Origin of the sequence: Novosphingobium gossypii, from assembly GCF_050433305.1 — a bacterium.
GTDB classification, from domain to species: Bacteria; Pseudomonadota; Alphaproteobacteria; order Sphingomonadales; family Sphingomonadaceae; genus Novosphingobium; species Novosphingobium gossypii.
The window spans coordinates 178,470-194,659 of sequence record NZ_JBNPXM010000005.1 but is presented as its reverse complement, the minus strand read 5'-3'; the positions used below and the strand labels follow the sequence as shown (position 1 = coordinate 194,659).

The 16,190-nt window shown below is 65.9% G+C and carries 20 protein-coding genes; 6 read left to right on the top strand and 14 right to left on the bottom strand.

What is annotated here, in order from left to right; genetic code table 11:
- Nucleotides 1-116: 116 nt before the first annotated feature.
- The gene (locus tag GGR40_RS11740) at nucleotides 117-296 is read left to right on the top strand and encodes a hypothetical protein (RefSeq protein ID WP_429276417.1); all 180 of its coding nucleotides are present in this window, start codon (nucleotides 117-119) and stop codon (nucleotides 294-296) included.
- A 35-nt stretch (nucleotides 297-331) separates the two neighbouring features.
- Here the strand turns inward: GGR40_RS11740 and dut are convergent, their stop codons facing one another.
- The 10 genes from dut to GGR40_RS11690 all read right to left on the bottom strand — a co-directional run bounded on the left by dut (nucleotide 332) and on the right by GGR40_RS11690 (nucleotide 8,981).
- On the bottom strand, nucleotides 332-802 hold the full coding sequence (dut, locus tag GGR40_RS11735; protein ID WP_429276416.1) for a dUTP diphosphatase: 471 nt from the start codon (nucleotides 800-802) through the stop codon (nucleotides 332-334).
- Nucleotides 786-2,156 (bottom strand): bifunctional phosphopantothenoylcysteine decarboxylase/phosphopantothenate synthase, encoded by a 1,371-nt coding sequence (locus GGR40_RS11730; RefSeq protein ID WP_429276415.1) that lies wholly within the window; start codon nucleotides 2,154-2,156, stop codon nucleotides 786-788. Before GGR40_RS11730 ends, dut begins: the two co-directional genes overlap by 17 nt.
- A gap of 37 nt (nucleotides 2,157-2,193) precedes the next feature.
- The gene (locus GGR40_RS11725; protein ID WP_429276414.1) at nucleotides 2,194-3,366 is read right to left on the bottom strand and encodes a hypothetical protein; all 1,173 of its coding nucleotides are present in this window, start codon (nucleotides 3,364-3,366) and stop codon (nucleotides 2,194-2,196) included.
- Nucleotides 3,333-4,913, bottom strand: coding sequence for a 2-polyprenylphenol 6-hydroxylase (gene ubiB / locus GGR40_RS11720; protein WP_429276413.1), 1,581 nt, complete (start codon nucleotides 4,911-4,913; stop codon nucleotides 3,333-3,335). The genes GGR40_RS11725 and ubiB overlap by 34 nt, the downstream gene beginning before the upstream one ends.
- 7 nt (nucleotides 4,914-4,920) lie before the next feature.
- Nucleotides 4,921-5,664: a class I SAM-dependent methyltransferase gene (locus GGR40_RS11715; protein WP_429276412.1), complete on the bottom strand. Its 744-nt coding sequence runs from the start codon at nucleotides 5,662-5,664 to the stop codon at nucleotides 4,921-4,923.
- Nucleotides 5,665-5,733: 69 nt separating this feature from the next.
- Nucleotides 5,734-6,027 (bottom strand): DUF1294 domain-containing protein, encoded by a 294-nt coding sequence (locus tag GGR40_RS11710; RefSeq protein ID WP_429276411.1) that lies wholly within the window; start codon nucleotides 6,025-6,027, stop codon nucleotides 5,734-5,736.
- 10 nt (nucleotides 6,028-6,037) lie between these two features.
- Complete coding sequence (locus GGR40_RS11705; RefSeq protein ID WP_429276410.1) at nucleotides 6,038-6,463, bottom strand: MAPEG family protein; 426 nt, start codon at nucleotides 6,461-6,463, stop codon at nucleotides 6,038-6,040.
- A 35-nt stretch (nucleotides 6,464-6,498) separates the two neighbouring features.
- A complete protein-coding gene (locus GGR40_RS11700; RefSeq protein WP_429276409.1) occupies nucleotides 6,499-6,873 on the bottom strand; it encodes a hypothetical protein in 375 nt (124 codons plus the stop codon).
- Nucleotides 6,874-7,085: 212 nt separating this feature from the next.
- Nucleotides 7,086-8,135, bottom strand: coding sequence for a ribonucleotide-diphosphate reductase subunit beta (locus tag GGR40_RS11695; protein ID WP_429276408.1), 1,050 nt, complete (start codon nucleotides 8,133-8,135; stop codon nucleotides 7,086-7,088).
- Nucleotides 8,136-8,309: 174 nt separating this feature from the next.
- Complete coding sequence (locus GGR40_RS11690; RefSeq protein ID WP_429276407.1) at nucleotides 8,310-8,981, bottom strand: glutathione S-transferase family protein; 672 nt, start codon at nucleotides 8,979-8,981, stop codon at nucleotides 8,310-8,312.
- A 160-nt stretch (nucleotides 8,982-9,141) separates the two neighbouring features.
- Here GGR40_RS11690 and GGR40_RS11685 point away from each other — a divergent pair, with 160 nt between their 5' ends.
- The gene (locus GGR40_RS11685) at nucleotides 9,142-9,771 is read left to right on the top strand and encodes a LysE family translocator (protein WP_429276406.1); all 630 of its coding nucleotides are present in this window, start codon (nucleotides 9,142-9,144) and stop codon (nucleotides 9,769-9,771) included.
- Nucleotides 9,772-9,866: 95 nt separating this feature from the next.
- Nucleotides 9,867-10,178, top strand: coding sequence for a hypothetical protein (locus GGR40_RS11680; RefSeq protein WP_429276405.1), 312 nt, complete (start codon nucleotides 9,867-9,869; stop codon nucleotides 10,176-10,178).
- A gap of 4 nt (nucleotides 10,179-10,182) precedes the next feature.
- Here GGR40_RS11680 and metW read toward each other — a convergent pair whose 3' ends face one another.
- Together metW and metX are read right to left on the bottom strand one after the other, a co-directional pair.
- On the bottom strand, nucleotides 10,183-10,794 hold the full coding sequence (metW, locus tag GGR40_RS11675; protein ID WP_429276404.1) for a methionine biosynthesis protein MetW: 612 nt from the start codon (nucleotides 10,792-10,794) through the stop codon (nucleotides 10,183-10,185).
- Complete coding sequence (gene metX / locus GGR40_RS11670; RefSeq protein WP_429276403.1) at nucleotides 10,791-11,891, bottom strand: homoserine O-acetyltransferase MetX; 1,101 nt, start codon at nucleotides 11,889-11,891, stop codon at nucleotides 10,791-10,793. The genes metW and metX overlap by 4 nt, the downstream gene beginning before the upstream one ends.
- Nucleotides 11,892-12,007: 116 nt before the next feature.
- Between metX and hisC the strand changes: the two genes are divergently transcribed.
- The 3 genes from hisC to GGR40_RS11655 all read left to right on the top strand — a co-directional run bounded on the left by hisC (nucleotide 12,008) and on the right by GGR40_RS11655 (nucleotide 14,926).
- Nucleotides 12,008-13,132: a histidinol-phosphate transaminase gene (hisC, locus tag GGR40_RS11665; RefSeq protein ID WP_429276543.1), complete on the top strand. Its 1,125-nt coding sequence runs from the start codon at nucleotides 12,008-12,010 to the stop codon at nucleotides 13,130-13,132.
- Complete coding sequence (locus GGR40_RS11660; protein ID WP_429276402.1) at nucleotides 13,129-14,061, top strand: prephenate/arogenate dehydrogenase family protein; 933 nt, start codon at nucleotides 13,129-13,131, stop codon at nucleotides 14,059-14,061. Before hisC ends, GGR40_RS11660 begins: the two co-directional genes overlap by 4 nt.
- A gap of 79 nt (nucleotides 14,062-14,140) precedes the next feature.
- Nucleotides 14,141-14,926: a transglutaminase-like domain-containing protein gene (locus tag GGR40_RS11655; RefSeq protein ID WP_429276401.1), complete on the top strand. Its 786-nt coding sequence runs from the start codon at nucleotides 14,141-14,143 to the stop codon at nucleotides 14,924-14,926.
- On the opposite strand, the gene GGR40_RS11650 is transcribed toward GGR40_RS11655, so the two are convergent.
- Together GGR40_RS11650 and GGR40_RS11645 are read right to left on the bottom strand one after the other, a co-directional pair.
- Entirely contained in the window at nucleotides 14,923-15,627 is a 705-nt protein-coding gene (locus GGR40_RS11650) for a lysophospholipid acyltransferase family protein (RefSeq protein ID WP_429276400.1), read from the bottom strand. The genes GGR40_RS11655 and GGR40_RS11650 overlap by 4 nt on opposite strands.
- Nucleotides 15,624-16,163, bottom strand: coding sequence for a YdcF family protein (locus GGR40_RS11645; protein WP_429276399.1), 540 nt, complete (start codon nucleotides 16,161-16,163; stop codon nucleotides 15,624-15,626). Before GGR40_RS11645 ends, GGR40_RS11650 begins: the two co-directional genes overlap by 4 nt.
- Nucleotides 16,164-16,190: the final 27 nt, after the last annotated feature.

Genomic DNA, 16,190 nt, shown 5'->3' with positions numbered 1-16,190 from the left:
CAGGCTCCCCCCTGCAAAGAGTGGGAGACACCGAGGGACGGGTCCGCTGAAATATTGCGGGCCCGTCCTTTTGCTATGGGGCGACAGGCGCTATCTGGCGCTCCATAGGATTATCGATGCACAATTTCATGGCCATCCTCTCGCAGCTTTTCTGGGGCGTCACCATCGGCGCGCTGAGTGCTGCGTTCGAAACGCTGGCCAAGGGCGCCATGATGATCGGCGGCCTGGGCAGTGCGGGATGGTACGGGCTGAAGTGGCGCAAGGCGCGCCGCCAGCGCGACGACCAGCACAAGTGACGTCGCCCCGGACCTGATCCGGGACCACGCGATTGTCAGCTTCCCAGCGCGACCACGCCGCCCGTGGAGCCGAATCCGCCCTCTCCGCGCGCCGTTTCGTCCAGTTCCTCCACCTCAATCCACGAGGCGCGCGTCACCGGCGCCAGCACCAGCTGCGCCACGCGGTCGCCACGGCGGATGTCGAAGGCCTCGGCGCCGTGGTTGATGAGGATCACCTTGACCTCGCCGCGATAGTCCGAATCGACCGTGCCGGGCGCGTTGGGCACCGAAATCCCGTGCTTGAGCGCAAGACCCGAACGCGGGCGCACCTGAATCTCGAAGCCGACCGGGATCGCCACCGACAGGCCGGTCGCCACGGCATGGCGACCTCCGGGGGCGATCGTCACGTCCTCGGCCGAAACCACGTCCATGCCCGCCGCGCCGTCGGTAGCGTAGACGGGCAGGTCCAGCCCCCGGCCATGCGGCAGGATCTTGACCATGACGGGGACTTCATTCGGCGAGTGCATTTGCGATCCTTTCGACGAGGACGCGCGCGACGTCCCCCTTGGACATTTCGGGAAGGGAAACCACCTCTTCGGCCAGGACGATGTGGACGGTATTGGCGTCGCCACCCATGACGTCGCCGGACACGTCATTGGCGACGATCCAGTCGGCACCCTTGCGGACCCGCTTGGCCTGGGCATAGCGGATGACATCCTGCGTTTCCGCCGCGAAGCCGACGACCAGTTTCGGACGGCGCAAGCCATGGGCAAGACCCGCGAGAATGTCCGGGTTTTCGGTCAGTTCAAGCGGTGCGACGATGCCGTCGCCCTGTTTCTTGAGCTTCTGCTCCGCCGAACGCGCCACCCGCCAGTCGGCGACGGCGGCGACCATCACCGCAACGTCGGCCGGCAAGGCGGCATCGACGGCAGCAGCCATTTCCAGCGCACTTTCCACATCGACGCGATCGACGCCGGGCGGCGTCGCCAGATGGACCGGGCCGGAGATCAGCGTCACCCGCGCGCCGGCCTGCGCGGCGGCGGCGGCGATGGCGAAGCCCTGCTTGCCCGACGAACGGTTGGCGATGTAGCGCACCGGGTCGATCGCCTCATGCGTCGGCCCGGCGGTGATGAGAACATGACGGCCCAGCAGCGGCAGCGGATCGTCTGTCAGCGGGACCAGTTCCAGCGCGCCCGGATCGGTGGAGGGGGCGGAACGGGCGCTGCCCTTCACAGCCAACGGCGAGGCCTCCGTCACAGCAGCCGGAACCGCGCGCGGTCCACGCGGCACCAGCGCGCCGGACAGGCCGCCCGGATCGTCAGCCACTATGCCTTCAGGTCCATGCCCGAGGCATCGGGCGATGCGCTGCCAGATCTGCGCCGGTTCGGGCAGGCGACCGGGGCCATATTCGCCGCAGGCCATCGGCCCTTCGTCCGGTTCCATCACCTCCACCCCGGAGTCGCGCAAGGTCTGGACGTTGCGCGCGGTCGCAGCGTGGAGCCACATCCGCACGTTCATCGCCGGGACGGCCAGCACCGGCTTGTCCGTCGCCAGCAGCAGCGTGGTTGCCAGATCGTCGGCCATGCCGGCAGCCATCTTGGCCAGAACGTCCGCTGTCGCCGGGCATACCACCACCAGATCCGCTTGCCGGCTGAGCTGGATATGGCCCATCTCGGCCTCGTTCTTGAGATCCCACAGCGTGGTATGGACGGGGTTCTCCGACAGCGCGGCCAGCGTCATTGGGGTGACGAACTTCGTGCCCCCTTCGGTGAGCACGCACATCACCGAACCACCTTCGCGGCGGATGATACGCACGAGTTCGCAGGCCTTGTAGGCAGCGATGCCGCCGCCGACGATCAGCAGGATGCGCGGTCCATTCATAGCTTGAGCTTCTGCAACAGCGCGCAGACGGGCGCAATCAGTTTGGCATCTTGGCCATGCCGGTACCTTTCGCCGCGGCAGCCAGTTCCCTCAGGAAGGCAGGCGCAAAAGCCAGCCCCGCGAATGCCGAAGGGGCGATAATCAAGCCCCAGTAGAAATTGTCCCACCGGCTGGCGAGCATGAAGGCCACACCATAACCGGCGCACAGCAAGCAGCCCAGCAGCCCCGCCGGGTTGCGCCAGCCAAGCCAGCCGAACGTCATCAGCACCACTGCCGGGCCGGCGATGTAGTGCGGCAGCCAGCGCAGGTTGCTTGACTGCGCCACGTTGCCCAGCCACCCGGACAGTCCGCGCATGACCAGCCAGGGCGGACCGTGTGGATCGCTCGGCAACACCTGCTGCGCGATGATGGACAAGTGCCAGGCAAGGCCCGTCATAAACACCAGAGTCAGCGCTATCCACGCAGCAGCCTCGCGCCGGTTTCTGCGGATCAGCGCGAAGGCGGCCATCAACAGCACGTAAGGCAGCACGAGTTCGCGGATCGCCAGCGCCAGTGCCGCGGCAGCGAACGCGGCCACCCAGCGCCCGCCCTGCCCGTCGCGACCGACGCGGTGCAACCCGAACGAGAGCGCGATAAGCCCTCCGGCCCAGAGTTCGTGCAGCGGGAAATAGTGCCGGTTCAACTGCAGCGATGCCGCCACCGCGACCAGCGCCGTGCCCATGCGCTGCACCCTTCCCCCATCATCCGCGCCCTCTCCCAGCTTGCGCCACCATGCCGCAATGATCGCCAGCATCAGCGCGATCGCCGCCGCCATCTGCCCCCATTCGCCAAGGGCGGCGTTGATGCAGGCCAGCGTCGGCAGCCGCACCGCGATGGCAGGGTTCACCGGATAGCGGGCCGCGCGATGCTCCGCGACGATGAAGTCGTAGTAGTTCTCGCCCCCGGCGATCCGCTCGATAGCGCGCTCGTAAAGGGCAATGTCGTCGTCATAATGTTCGCCCGGCCTGACGATCGCCTCGCCCGCGCTGTTCACCGGCCCCTCGACTGCGCCCTGCCACGGGGAGCGGGTGCCCGGCTTGGCGATCGGCACGATTGCAGAGGCGATCAGCAAAGCCGCCAGCACCAGCAGCGCCACGCGCGCAAGGCCGGGCGAAAGTCGCGCAAGACGGCTTTCACTCAGTGCAGGAGAGTCCAGTACGTCAGTGCCCAAGCCGCAGCGCCCCCAAGGATTGCCGCCGCAGCATATCCGCCCCAGCCGTTACTTTCGCGTTTACGGCGGGCCCAGATCAGTTCCACTTCGGGAAGCGGGGCCTGTTCGGGCGCACCGCCCTTGGGCGGGAAGCGTTCCTCTATCCGGCGCACCAGCGAAGGCAGGCGCAGCAGCGTATCGACGTCTTCCCGCACTCGGTCGACGATCACGGCCTCCGGCCCCAGCTCGTCGCGAATCCAGTCCTTCACGAACGGCGCGGCGACGTCCCACATGTTGATGTCGGGGTCGAGAGCGGTGGCAAGGCCTTCCACCATCACCATGGTCTTCTGCAGCAGCAGCAGGTGCGGCTGCACCGCCATGTCGAAGTCGCGGGTGATCGCGAACAGCCCATCGAGCATCTGCCCCACCGACAGTTCCGAAACCGGCTTGCCGCGCATCGGTTCGCCCACGGCACGCAGCGCGGTCGCGAATTCCTCGACCGTGTGATAGCTGGGGACGTACTGCGCTTCGAAATGGATTTCGGCGACGCGGCGGTAATTGCCGGTCGTCAGGCCATAGAGAATCTCGGCCAGCCACAGCCGCGCCTGCCGGTTGATCCGGCCCATGATGCCGAAATCGATGGCGACGATGGTGGTATGGTCCGGTCCGGTACCGCCGACGTTCCCCTGCACGAACAGGTTGCCCTGGTGCATGTCGGCGTGGAAGAAGCCGCAGGAAATCGCCTGGGTCAGGAACGTCAGCACAAGCCTGCGGGCCAGCGCGGGCATGTCGTGCCCCGCCGCGCGCAGGGCGGGCAGGTTGCTCATCTTGATGCCGTCGATCCACTCGACCGTCAGCACCGACCCGTTGGTGCGGTCCCAGTCAATGTCGGGGACGCGGTAGTCCTCGATCCCCTTCATCGCATCGGCGAGTTCGGAGGCCGATGCGGCTTCGCGGCGCAGGTCGAATTCGCGCTGGGTCCAGCGCTTGAGATTGGCGATGACCGCACGCGGGCGCAGGCGCGCGGCTTCCGTTCCCAGCGCTTCGAGATGGGCGGCGGCCCACTCATACGTCTCGACATCGCGGGCGAACTGCTCGCGAATACCGGGCCGCAGCACCTTGACCGCAACGGTGCGCCCGTCCGGCGTCACTGCGCGGTGGACCTGCGCGATCGATGCAGCGCCCACCGGCGCTTCTTCGATCGAGGCGAAGATCGTTTCCAGCGGGCGACCGAAGGTGCTTTCGATCTGCGCGCGGATCGCCTCGAACGGGACCGGCGGCAGGCTGTCCTGCAAGGTCAGCAGGTTGTGCGCGGGGCCTTCACCGACAAGATCCGGCCGGGTCGCCAGTGCCTGCCCGAGCTTGATAGCGGCAGGCCCGATCTCCTGAAACGCGCCGGCATAGTCCGGCTGCGCAGGCTGGCGCGCGCCGAAGCGGGCGATCCGGCACAGGCGCTTGACCTGCGCGGGCGCGTTGCGGTCATTCTCAATCCCGCGCAGCGCCCCATGGCGTGCCAGGACGCGGCCCCACTTGAGGAGGCGCGCGATGTGAACGGGCGTGGAGGTCACCGGGCGTTCAGACCTTCCAGCCCGAATGGATCGCCACAAGGCCGCCGAGGATCGGCTCGACCTTGGTGTGCCTGAACCCGGCGTTGCGGATCATGCCCTCGAATTCGGGCATCGGTGGGAAGCGGCGGATCGATTCGATCAGGTAACGGTACGAATCGGCGTCGCCCGCGATCATCGAGCCGATCCTGGGCACCAGCTTGTGCGAATAGGCGTCGTAGACTTCCTTGAAGCCCGGCCATTCGGTGGTCGAGAATTCAAGGCAGAAGAACCGCCCGCCGAACTTGAGCACGCGGTGCGCCTCTGCCAGCGCCTTGTCGATGTGGGTCACGTTGCGGATGCCGAACGCGATCGTGTAGGCATCGAAGAAGCGGTCGGGAAAACTCAGTTCCTCTGCGTTCTGACGCGACCAGACGAGCGAATCGATGCCCTGCTCCACCGCGCGTTCGACGCCGACGTCCAGCATGTCCTGGTTGATGTCGGACACGGTGACGACGGCGCCCTGCGCTTCCATGCGAAAGGCGATGTCGCCGGTGCCGCCCGCCATGTCGAGGATCTGCTCGCCCTCGCGCGGGCGGACGCGGCGCACGAACTTGTCCTTCCACAGGCGGTGCATGCCTGCCGACATGGCATCGTTCATCACGTCGTACTTGCGCGCCACGGAAGAGAAGACAGCGCCGACGCGGCCTTCCTTGTCTTCGGCGGCGACGTCTTCGTAGCCGAAGGAAACGGTTTCGCTGGTTTCGCTGCTCATAAGCCAGTCCTCTAACGGTCAGGGCGCGGGTGCGCCACCGGTTTTACCGCGAACGCCAACATGGATTTCTCAAGGGCCGCCCCGCTGCGCCAGCCACCATGCCAGCAGCAGCAATGCCCCAGCCTGGACCGTGGCTATGGCGTGGAGGCGCAGGACGAAGGGCTGCTTTCGCGTCTTGTGGTTGAACGCCCCGCGCCCGGCATAGGCGCCTGCCGTGCCGCCGATCGCCGCCAGCCACAGCAGCACACGTTCGGGCACGCGATCATGTAGCCCTTGTGAACGCAGCTTGTCGAAGCCGAACACGGCGAAGGTCACGAGGTTGAGGAAGGCGAACGCGACCAGCGCGATTTCGGGCGGGCTCACGCCGGGTATTTCAGACCCGCGCGAAGATCGACACGGCGATGTTGACCCACAGCGCCAGCGTGAAGGCCACGCTCAACATGAAGGCGCTCCCCCGGTGCAAAGGGTTGTTGTAGGTCATGTGGATCAGACTTTGCACGACCCGCGCGGCAACGAAGCCCCAGGCGAAGATCAGCGTCCACTTGCCGACGACAGCCAGCACGAAGGCGCTGATGCAGGCGACATAGAACAGCGTGGGGAACTGCAGCAGGTTATCCCAGTGCCGCACGGCTGCGCGGGCGCTTTCCGGCTCCGGATCTCCGATCTGAGCGCGGTAATAATCCAGGCCTTTCGCCTTCATCACCGGTGCGCGCGCCATGATCATCCGCACGAATGCTATGAACGTCAGCGCCACTGTGGCCAGCAGCGGCAGAAAGATCAGGGTCGGGTTGACGGACATCGGCTGTTCCCAGAAGTTCGGTGTGGTGCGCAGGTTCAGTGAACGCGCTTCATCTTCCGCTTGGGCGTGCGCGTGGCATAGCGGTCGGCGCCGTCCTTGCTGAAGGCGTAAAGCTGGGTGAACGGCACCCGGTATTCGGTCCTGCCGTCGGATACGATCACGTCGTTGCCCGCCAGCCGTTGCACGGTGCCGACGCTCCTGCCGTCATCGTCAAGCAGCGGCAGGCCGTTGACGATCTCGGCCCGGCTGACGTTGCGCACGGTCACCACATCCTCGTCGAGCAGGGCGCGCTTGCCGGCCTTGCTGTCGGCGGAGACGGGCTTCTGATCGGGCGCCTTTGCGAACGCAGGCGCATACACAGGCGTGGCGGCCAGCGCGAAGGTGGTAAGAGCGGCGAACATGCGATTCATGCGGGATCTCCGAGGAGGTACATGGGAGAAATGCGCATGTTGCCCGCCGGTTGCCAAGCCCTACCTGAACAAGGAAGGCAGGCGGGCATCTCGCTACCAGCCCGTCGCCTCGATCAGCCGCCGCGAATCCACCCTGCCGAAGCGGCAGGGACTTGGCGTTCCCTTACCGCCAGCAGCCCCGCCCTGCATGAGCAGGACGGGGCGCAGGCAGATCACTCCGCCGCGACTTCGCCGAACAGGCCCGGTTCGGAGCCGTCGTCGATCACGCCTTCGTCGTTGGCGCGCACTTTCTTGCGCGAGTCGAAGTTCGACCACACAGTGTTCCAGTCGCCGCGGGTGGCACCCTTGGAATATTCGGTGGAGCGCGTTTCGAAGAAGTTCGCGTGCTCGACCCCGTTGAGCAGCGGCTGCAGCCACGGCAGCGGGTGATCGTCGATCAGGTAGATCGGCTTCATGCCCAGCTGGCCAAGGCGCCAGTCGGCGATGTAGCGGATGTACTTCTTGATGTCCTTGGGCGTCATGCCGGGCACCGGACCCAGTTCGAACGCCAGGTCGATGAAGTTGTCCTCCAGCCGGATCGTGGTCTGGCACTGGTCGGCGATGTCGTCCTTCACCGCCTTGGTCAGGCAGCCGCGTTCCTGCACGAACGTGTGGAACAGCTTGATGATGCCTTCGCAGTGCAGCGATTCGTCACGGACCGACCAGCTGACGATCTGGCCCATGCCCTTCATCTTGTTGAAGCGCGGGAAGTTCATCAGCATCGCGAAGCTGGCGAACAGCTGCACGCCTTCGGTGAAGCCGCCGAACATCGCCAGGGTGCGGGCGATATCCTCGTCGTTGTCGACGCCGAACTTCTGAAGGTAGTCGTGCTTGTCCTTGAGTTCCGAATATTCGAGGAAAGCCCCGTATTCGCTTTCCGGCATGCCGATGGTGTCGAGCAGGTGCGAATAGGCGGCGATGTGCACCGTCTCCATGTTGGAGAAGGCGGTGAGCATCATCTTGATCTCGGTCGGCTTGAAGACCCGCGCGTACTTTTCGTGGTAGCAGTCCTGCACCTCGACGTCGGCCTGGGTGAAGAAGCGGAAGATCTGCGTCAGCAGGTTGCGCTCATGCTCCGAGATGTTCTGCACCCAGTCGCGGCAGTCTTCGCCGAGCGGCACTTCCTCGGGCAGCCAGTGGACCTGCTGCTGGATTTTCCAGTAGTCGTAAGCCCAGGGATATTCGAAGGGCTTGTAGGTCTTGCGGGCTTCGAGAAGGGACATGGGCGGCTCCGGTGGATCGGCTTGATGGGGGCGCCCGTGCGTTCGCACGCTCAGGCGGAGCGATCAGAGATACGCAAGATCGCTTGCAAATCGAGTCAGTGAATCATCTTCCCACAGATATATGGGGGCAAGAGAAAATTTCAGCCCCTAGGGGTTGTGGGTGCCCCTTCCCGCCTACGCATCCACTTCGGCGTAGTGGCTGGGCGGCTGGATCACTTCCATGCGTTCGGACAGCAGCGGCCGGAACGAGGGGCGCGATTTCATCACCAGATACCAGCCGCGCGCCTGCTCGTGACTCGACCAGTCGAGGCCGCCGAGATAATCCGCGACCGACAGCTGCGCCGCCGCCGCCAGATCCGCCAGCGTCATCGTCGCGCCCGACAGCCAGGGGCGATTGTCGATCAGGTAGTCGATGTAGTCGAGGTAATCGTGCGCCAGCTTCATCGATTCGCGCAGGGCCCTGGCATCGGGCGACTGGCGCAGGACAAGGCGCTTCTTCATGCGCTCCAGCAGCAGCGGGCCGGACACGTCGTTGTAGAAATTCTCGTCGAACATGGCGATCAGGCGGCGGATCTCGGCGCGCTGCTGGGCGGTGCCGCTGATGAGCGGGTTGCGATCCACCGTTTCCTCGAAATATTCGCAGATCGCGCGGCTGTCCGACAGGATGAGGCCCTTTTCCGTTTCGCGCACCACCGGCGTGCGTCCGGCAGGGTTCATCGCGAACAGCCGATCCTCGCCCTCCCACGGGCGCGCGGTCTGGAGTTCATACGCGATGCCCTTTTCGGCCATGAGCAGCCGGACCTTGCGGCTGAAGGGGCAGAGCGGGAACTGATAGATATGCCACATGACGATTCGGAATGCCGAAAGGGGCGGGCAACGTCCATTTCCAAAGCGCGCGAATCAGGTGGATAAGTCCGCGATCCGACCCGGACCTCCGATGCGGTTGCCCTGACGCTGCGCACGGCATAAGGCACCCCGGGCCGTTCGACGAAAGGACGCGAGTACGATGACGCTTCATACCTGGTGGCTGTTCGTGGCAGCGGTTTTTGTCGTGTCCGGTACGCCCGGACCCAACATGCTTCATGTCCTGTCACGCAGCGTGGAGATGGGTGCCCGGCGCAGCACCGTTGCGATGGCCGGATGTCTGTGCGCGATCTTCCTGCTGATGGGCTCTTCCGCCGCCGGCCTGACGACGCTTCTGCTGGCGCTGCCGGGCTCATTCGAAGTGCTGCGCTATGCCGGCGTCGCCTATCTGGTGTACCTGGGCGTCAAGTCCTGGCGCAGCCCGGCCGCCCCGCTTGACCCGACTTCTGCAGAGCTGCCCCCGGCCCCTTCGACCGGTGCCGTGTTCCGGGGCGGCTTCGCGATCGCGATCAGCAATCCCAAGGCCATCCTGTTCGCCGCCGCGTTCTTTCCCCAGTTCATCGACCCGACGCTGCCCAAGGCACCGCAGTTCGCCATCCTGTTCGCGACCTTCACCGTGATCGAAACCGGCTGGTACTGCGCCTATGCGCTGGGCGGGCGTTCGCTGGCCACATATCTTACGCGCCCCGCCATCAAGCAGGCGTTCAACCGCGTGACCGGGGTGTTCTTCATCGGCTTCGGGCTGGCGCTGCTGAAAGCCCGGCCGAACTGAGGGGTTGCGCGCCGCCGCACCGACCCATCGCGTTTGCTGCACGGCCCGGATGCACTGCGTTGAAGCTTGCGGGCGCTCATGGCTAGCTGTCGCTCGTGTCCTTCGCATTCGGAGACGCCGAGACGATGCGCAGACTGTTCTTCGTCAGTGCCCTTGCGCTGATTGCAGCCACCCCTGCCGCCGCGCAGCTGGACCCGCTGTCCTATGGTGAAGCCGCCGCAAGCATCGGCCGCACCCAGGTCATGAACGAAGCGATCACGCGGCAGAATGCCAGTCGGAACGCCGCTGCGACCAGGCAACGCGCCCGTGCGACCTGCGCCCGGAAGGATGCCTTGGCAGCCAAGCACGGTAATGACGATCCGCGCGTGAAGAAGCTGTTCAGTCTTTGCGCTCAGGCCGGGTACTGAAAGCCTACCCTGCGCGTGAAAGCAGGAACACTGCATGTTCGGCGCGGAAGTTCGCCGCCGCCGCACTGCACTGCGTATCGCCTGACAGGAACCAGCGCCCTTCCACGGTAATGCCCCGTACCTTCAGCAATGCGCGAAAGTCGTTGATGGTCAGGTGGTGGATGTTGGGCGTTTCGTACCAGGCGACCGGCAGCAGCCGCGTCACCGGCATCCGGCCGTTCCACAGCAGCGACGTGCGCACCCGCCAGTGCGCGAAATTGGGGAAGCTGACGAACGCCTTGCGACCGATGCGCAGCAGCTGGTCCAGCACCATGTCGGGGCGCATCGTCGTCTGCAGCGTCTGCGACAGGATGGCATAGTCCACCGACTTGTCGGGATAGAACGACAGGTCGGTATCGGCATCGCCCTGAATCACTGACAGCCCCTTCGCCACGCAGGCTCCGACGTTGAGCGCGTCGATCTCCATCCCGCGCGTGGCGCAGCCGGACCCGTCGCGCAGCGCCTGCATCAGCGTGCCGTCGCCGCAGCCGACATCGAGCACGCTGGCGCCGGGTGCTACGTTCTCCGCAATGATCGCAAGGTCGGGGCGCAGGCCGGTCTTCATTGCCGCGTTCATCCGATGAACCCTCCCACCACGCGGTCCAGCGCGGGCACGTCGAGCAGGAAGGAATCGTGCCCGAACGGCGCCGAAAGTTCCACGAAGCTGGCGGGCAGGCCCGCCGCGTTGAGCGCGTGGACCACGTTGCGCGAATCCGCCGTGGGGTAAAGCCAGTCGGTATCGAAGCTGACGAGGCAGAACCGCGCCTTCGATCCGGCAAAGGCATTGGCCAGCAGCCCGCCATGCTCCTCGGCAAGGTCGAAATAATCCATCGCGCGGGTGATGTAGAGGTACGAGTTCGCGTCGAAGCGGTCGGTGAACGACAGTCCCTGATAGCGCAGGTACGATTCGATCTGGAAATCCGCGTCGAAGCCGAACGTCTTCTCCTCCCGGTTCTGCAGGCGGCGCCCGAACTTCTCGGTCAGCCCGGCTTCAGACAGGTAGGTGATGTGCGCGGCCATGCGGGCAACGGACAGCCCCTTTTCCGGCCCCTTGCCGAAAGCGTAGTAATTGCCCTCGCGCCATTCGGGGTCGGCCATGATCGCCTGGCGCCCCACTTCGTGGAACGCGATGTTCTGCGCCGAATGCCGCGCCGTCGACGCCAGCACCAGCACGGCGCGCGCGCGCTCGGGGAAATTCGCGGCAAGGCTGAGTACCTGCATCCCGCCCATGGAGCCGCCGACCAGCGCATGCAGGCTGTCGATCCCCAGCGAATCCAGCACCGCAATGTGGCCCTTCACCATGTCGCGGATGGTGATGACCGGAAAGCGCATGCCCCACGGGTCGCCGTCCGGCGCCTTGCTGGCAGGCCCGGTGGACCCCATGCACGATCCGATCACGTTGGCGCAGATCACGAAGAAGCGGTCAGTGTCGATCGGCTTGCCCGGACCGACCATCCGCACCCACCAGCCGGGCTTTCCGGTCTTGGGATGGTTGGAGACGACGTGCTGGTCCCCCGTCAGCGCGTGACAGATGAGGATCGCGTTGTCCTTGGCCGCATTCAGCGTACCGCACGTCTCGTAGGCGATGCGCGCGCAGGGCAGCATCTGCCCGCTGTCGAGCATCAGGGGCATGTCGAGGTCGAGGTGTCGGTTCTCGATGGGAGGGACGGGCATCGTTTGAAGATCGGGTGCCATAGCCCGACGCGCAATAGAGCCTCCATCGCCCCCCCGCAATCGGCCTCGTGCCCATGCTGGCCTTGCGCGCCACGCTGGGTTATGGGCCGCGCGTCATGAGCGAAACCGAAACCCGCATCGCAGCCGCCCGGCCCGGCCCCGCACCCAAGCCCTGGATCGCGGCGATCCACGCCTATGTGCCCGGCCGGTCGAAAGGCAAGGACGGTCGCCCGCTCATCAAGCTTTCCGCGAACGAGAACCCGCTGGGCACCAGCGATGCGGCGCTGACGGCGAAGGCACAGGGCCCCGCGCTCTATCCCGATCCGGACAGCACCGCCCTGCGCGCCGCCATCGGCCAGCGCCACGGCATCGATCCGGCGCGCGTGGTGATGGGCACCGGCTCGGACGAACTGCTGAACCTCGCCGCGCAGGGCTATGCCGGCGTCGGTGACGAAGTGATCTACGTGCGCTATGGTTTTGCGGTCTACGACATCGCGGCGCGGCGCTGCGGAGCGACGCCGGTGGTGGCGCCCGATGCCGATTACGGCACCGACATCGACGCGCTGCTGGCGCTGGTGACGGACCGGACCCGCGTGGTCTTCGTCGCCAACCCCAACAACCCCACCGGCTCCTACCTGCCCAAGGGCGACATCGCGCGATTGCACGCCGCGCTGCCTTCGGACGTGCTGCTGGTGCTGGATCAGGCTTACGGCGAATATGTCGCGCCCGAGGACGAGGACGGCGCTCTTGCGCTGGCCGCACGGCACGACAATGTGCTGGTGACGCGCACCTTCTCCAAGATCTTCGGCCTTGCCGGGGAGCGGATCGGCTGGGCCACCGGTGCGCCAGGGATCATCGACACGCTCAACCGCATCCGTGGTCCGTTCAACGTCTCCGCCACCGGGCAGGCGATGGCGCTGGCGGCATTGGCGGACACGGCCTTCGTCGAGGCCAGCCGCGTCCACAATCGCGACGAACGCGCGCGCTTCGTTGCCAGCCTCGCAGCGCTGGGCAACGATGGCCTGCGCCCGCTGCCCAGCCAGGCGAATTTCGTGCTGGTCCTGTTCGAAGGCGCGCTGAGCGCCGAAGCCGCGCTGGAAGGCCTGGCCGACCGCGGCTATATCGTGCGCTGGCTGCCCGGACAGGGCCTGCCCCAGGCCCTGCGCATCACCATCGGCAAGAGCGAGGACATGGACGCCATCGCTGCCGTCCTTCGCGAAATGGCGGAAGCGGCAAGATGAGCTTCGCCAACATCGCCATCATCGGGCTGGGTCTTCAGGGCGGCTCGATCGGCCTTGCCGTGCGCGAATACCTGCCCGAAAGCCGCACGACCGGGTTCGACCTGTCGCCAGACCACCGCACCCGCGCCTCCGCGCGCGGGCTGGTGGACAAAGTCTGCGCCACGGCATCCGAAGCGGTGCGCGACGCCGATCTTGTGATCTTCTGCGTCCCGCCCGGCGCAATGGGCATCGCCGCCGAGCAGGTGCGTGAAGCCCTGCCCCCGACGGCGCTGGTCAGCGATGTCGGATCGTCCAAGCAGGCGATCGCCAAGGCGCTGAGCGAGGCGCTGCCGGACCACGTCATCATCCCCGCACACCCCGTCGCCGGGACCGAGAACTCCGGCCCAGACGCAGGATTTGCGCACCTGTTCCGCAACCGCTGGTGCATCGTCACCCCGCCCGCCAAGGTGGACATGGTGCGCTTGTCGGACCTTGTGGGCTTCTGGGAAGCGATCGGCGCCAATGTCGAGATCATGACGCCCGAGCACCATGACCTGGTGCTTGCGGTGACCAGCCACCTGCCGCACCTCATTGCCTACACCATCGTCGGCACCGCTTCCGATCTGGAGGACGTGACGCAGAGCGAGGTCATCAAGTATTCGGCAGGGGGCTTCCGCGACTTCACCCGCATCGCCGCATCGGACCCGACGATGTGGCGCGACGTGTTCCTGTCCAACAAGGACGCAGTGCTGACGATGCTGCAGCGCTTCACCGAAGATCTCACCGCGTTGCAGCGTGCGATCCGCGTCGGTGACGGCGACCAGTTGTTCGACCATTTTGCCCGCACCCGCGCCATCCGCCGCTCCATCATCGAGGAAGGACAGGACGACGCCCGCCCCGATTTCGGACGTGGCGATCATGGCGGGACCGTCGGTGAGCCTGCGGCTTAACATTTTTTAACGGGACATAATCGACGGCGGCGGCGTTCAACATCTACGAACACAACCCCCTGCATCAGGACGCCGCCGCATGCAGATTTCGATAACCACCCGCCTTGAATATGCGATCTCGCAGCCGGTCGACGTGCTGCTGCAGATCGAAGCGGCGATGATCCCCGAACAGCGCGTGATCGATGCCCGGATCGACCTGTCACCCACCGAGCACTTCGCCCGCGTTCCCGCACAGGCCTGCATCGGCGAACGCATCTGGCTGCGCACCTCGGCTCCGCTCAAGGTCCGATACAGGGCCCTAGTCGAAGTAAACCGCATGCTTGCGGACATCGCCACGCTGCCTGCCGTGCCGCCGCATCTGCTGCCGGGCGAGACGGTCGATTACCTTATGCCGTCGCGCTATTGCACGTCGGACACGTTCCACGATTTCGTCGAAAGCGAATTCGGCGCCCTGGAAGGCGGCGCCCGCGTAGCCGCCATCTGCCACCGCATCGCTGAGACGCTGACATATCAACCCGGATCGAGCGACGCCTTCACCACCGCTGCCGACACCTTCAAGAGCCGGCGAGGCGTTTGCCGGGACTACGCCCACCTGATGATCGCCTTCGTGCGCGCCAGCGGCATCCCCGCCCGCTTTGCCAGCGTCTACGGGCTTGGGGTGGAACCGCAGGATTTCCACGCCGTGGCCGAAGTGTTCCTCGACGGTGCCTGGCATCTGGTCGACGCAACGCGGATGGCGACGGCCGATCGCATGGCCAAGATCGGCGTCGGGCGCGACGCGGCGGACGTTTCCTTCCTGACCAGCTACGGGCAGGTGGAAATGGTGGCGCAGACCGTGGAGGTCAGCGAACTGGTCACCGCCTAGACGTTGAGCGCGTTGATCGCGGCATGTACCCGCGCCTCGACCTCGTCGCGCGGGAGCCCCGGTGCGATGCGTTCGCCGACGCGGATGGTGATCGTGCCCGGCTTCTTCCAGCGCCGGTGATAAAGCCGCCCGCTGTCCACCGCCACCGGCACCACCGGCAGCCCCAGCAGCTTGTAGAGGCCCGCAAAACCCGATTGCAGCGGCGGTCGCTGGCCCGTCTTCACGCGGGTGCCTTCGGGGAAGATCGCCAGCGAGCGGCCCTGCGCCGCGAAGCCGCGCGCGCTGGACACCATAGCGCGCAGGGCCTTGGCCCCCTCGCCCCGTTCGACCACGACAGCACCGTAGCGCCGTGCCGCCCAGCCCCAGCCCGGGATTTCGGCCAATTCCGCCTTGGGGAAAGGCGCCGGATAATCCATCTGCGCTGGCAGATCGATCGCCTCGAAGAAGCTCTCGTGCTTGATCGCCACCAGCACGCCTTCATTGGGCAGGTCGCCTTCCACGACCAGGCGAATCCCCAACAGCCAGCGCGCGCACCAGCGGTGCAGCAGGCTCCACCCGCGCACCGTGCGACGCAGCGCTTCGTCCCCGAAGAACGACGCGATGAAGCAGGCGGTCACCATCACCACCGTGCCGGGATAGAACGTCAGATAGAACAGCAGCGAACGGATCACGTCCAGCACGTTCGCCTTGTCGGATTTCATCGCAGCCATTCCCAAAGGTTCAGCCCGGCACGCGCCAGCAGCTTGTGATATTCAAGGAACAACGTGCCGAAGCTGGGGTGCGAGGGCACGCCGTCCAGTTCCAACCGCACGCTGTCGGGGAATTCGCGCGCGATCTCCAGCGCGGCGCGGCGCATGTGCCAGTCCGCCGTGACGAGGCGGACCGACTTCGCATCATGCTCCGCCACCCACTGCGCCGCTTCCACCGCGTTGGAGCGCGTGTCGTAAGCGCGATAGCCCAGCGTCACGCAGCAGCGCATTAGGCGGGCGGGCACCTTGAACTGGACAGCAAATTCGCGCGGACGCACTTCGCGGTCCACGCCGGAAACCAGCAGGTCCGGCGCCTTGCCTGCCGCCAGCACCGCCATTGCATGTTCGATCCGGCCTTGGCTGCCGGTCAGCACGATGATCGCGTCGGTCTTCACGTTTGCCGGCAGCGGCCCCGGCAGCGCCACGGCGAACCACAGGAACCCGAGCGACCAGATCAGCACGGCAAAGGCGGTGAGGCGACGAAACATAGGTGGACTGCTATATAGGGGTTTGCG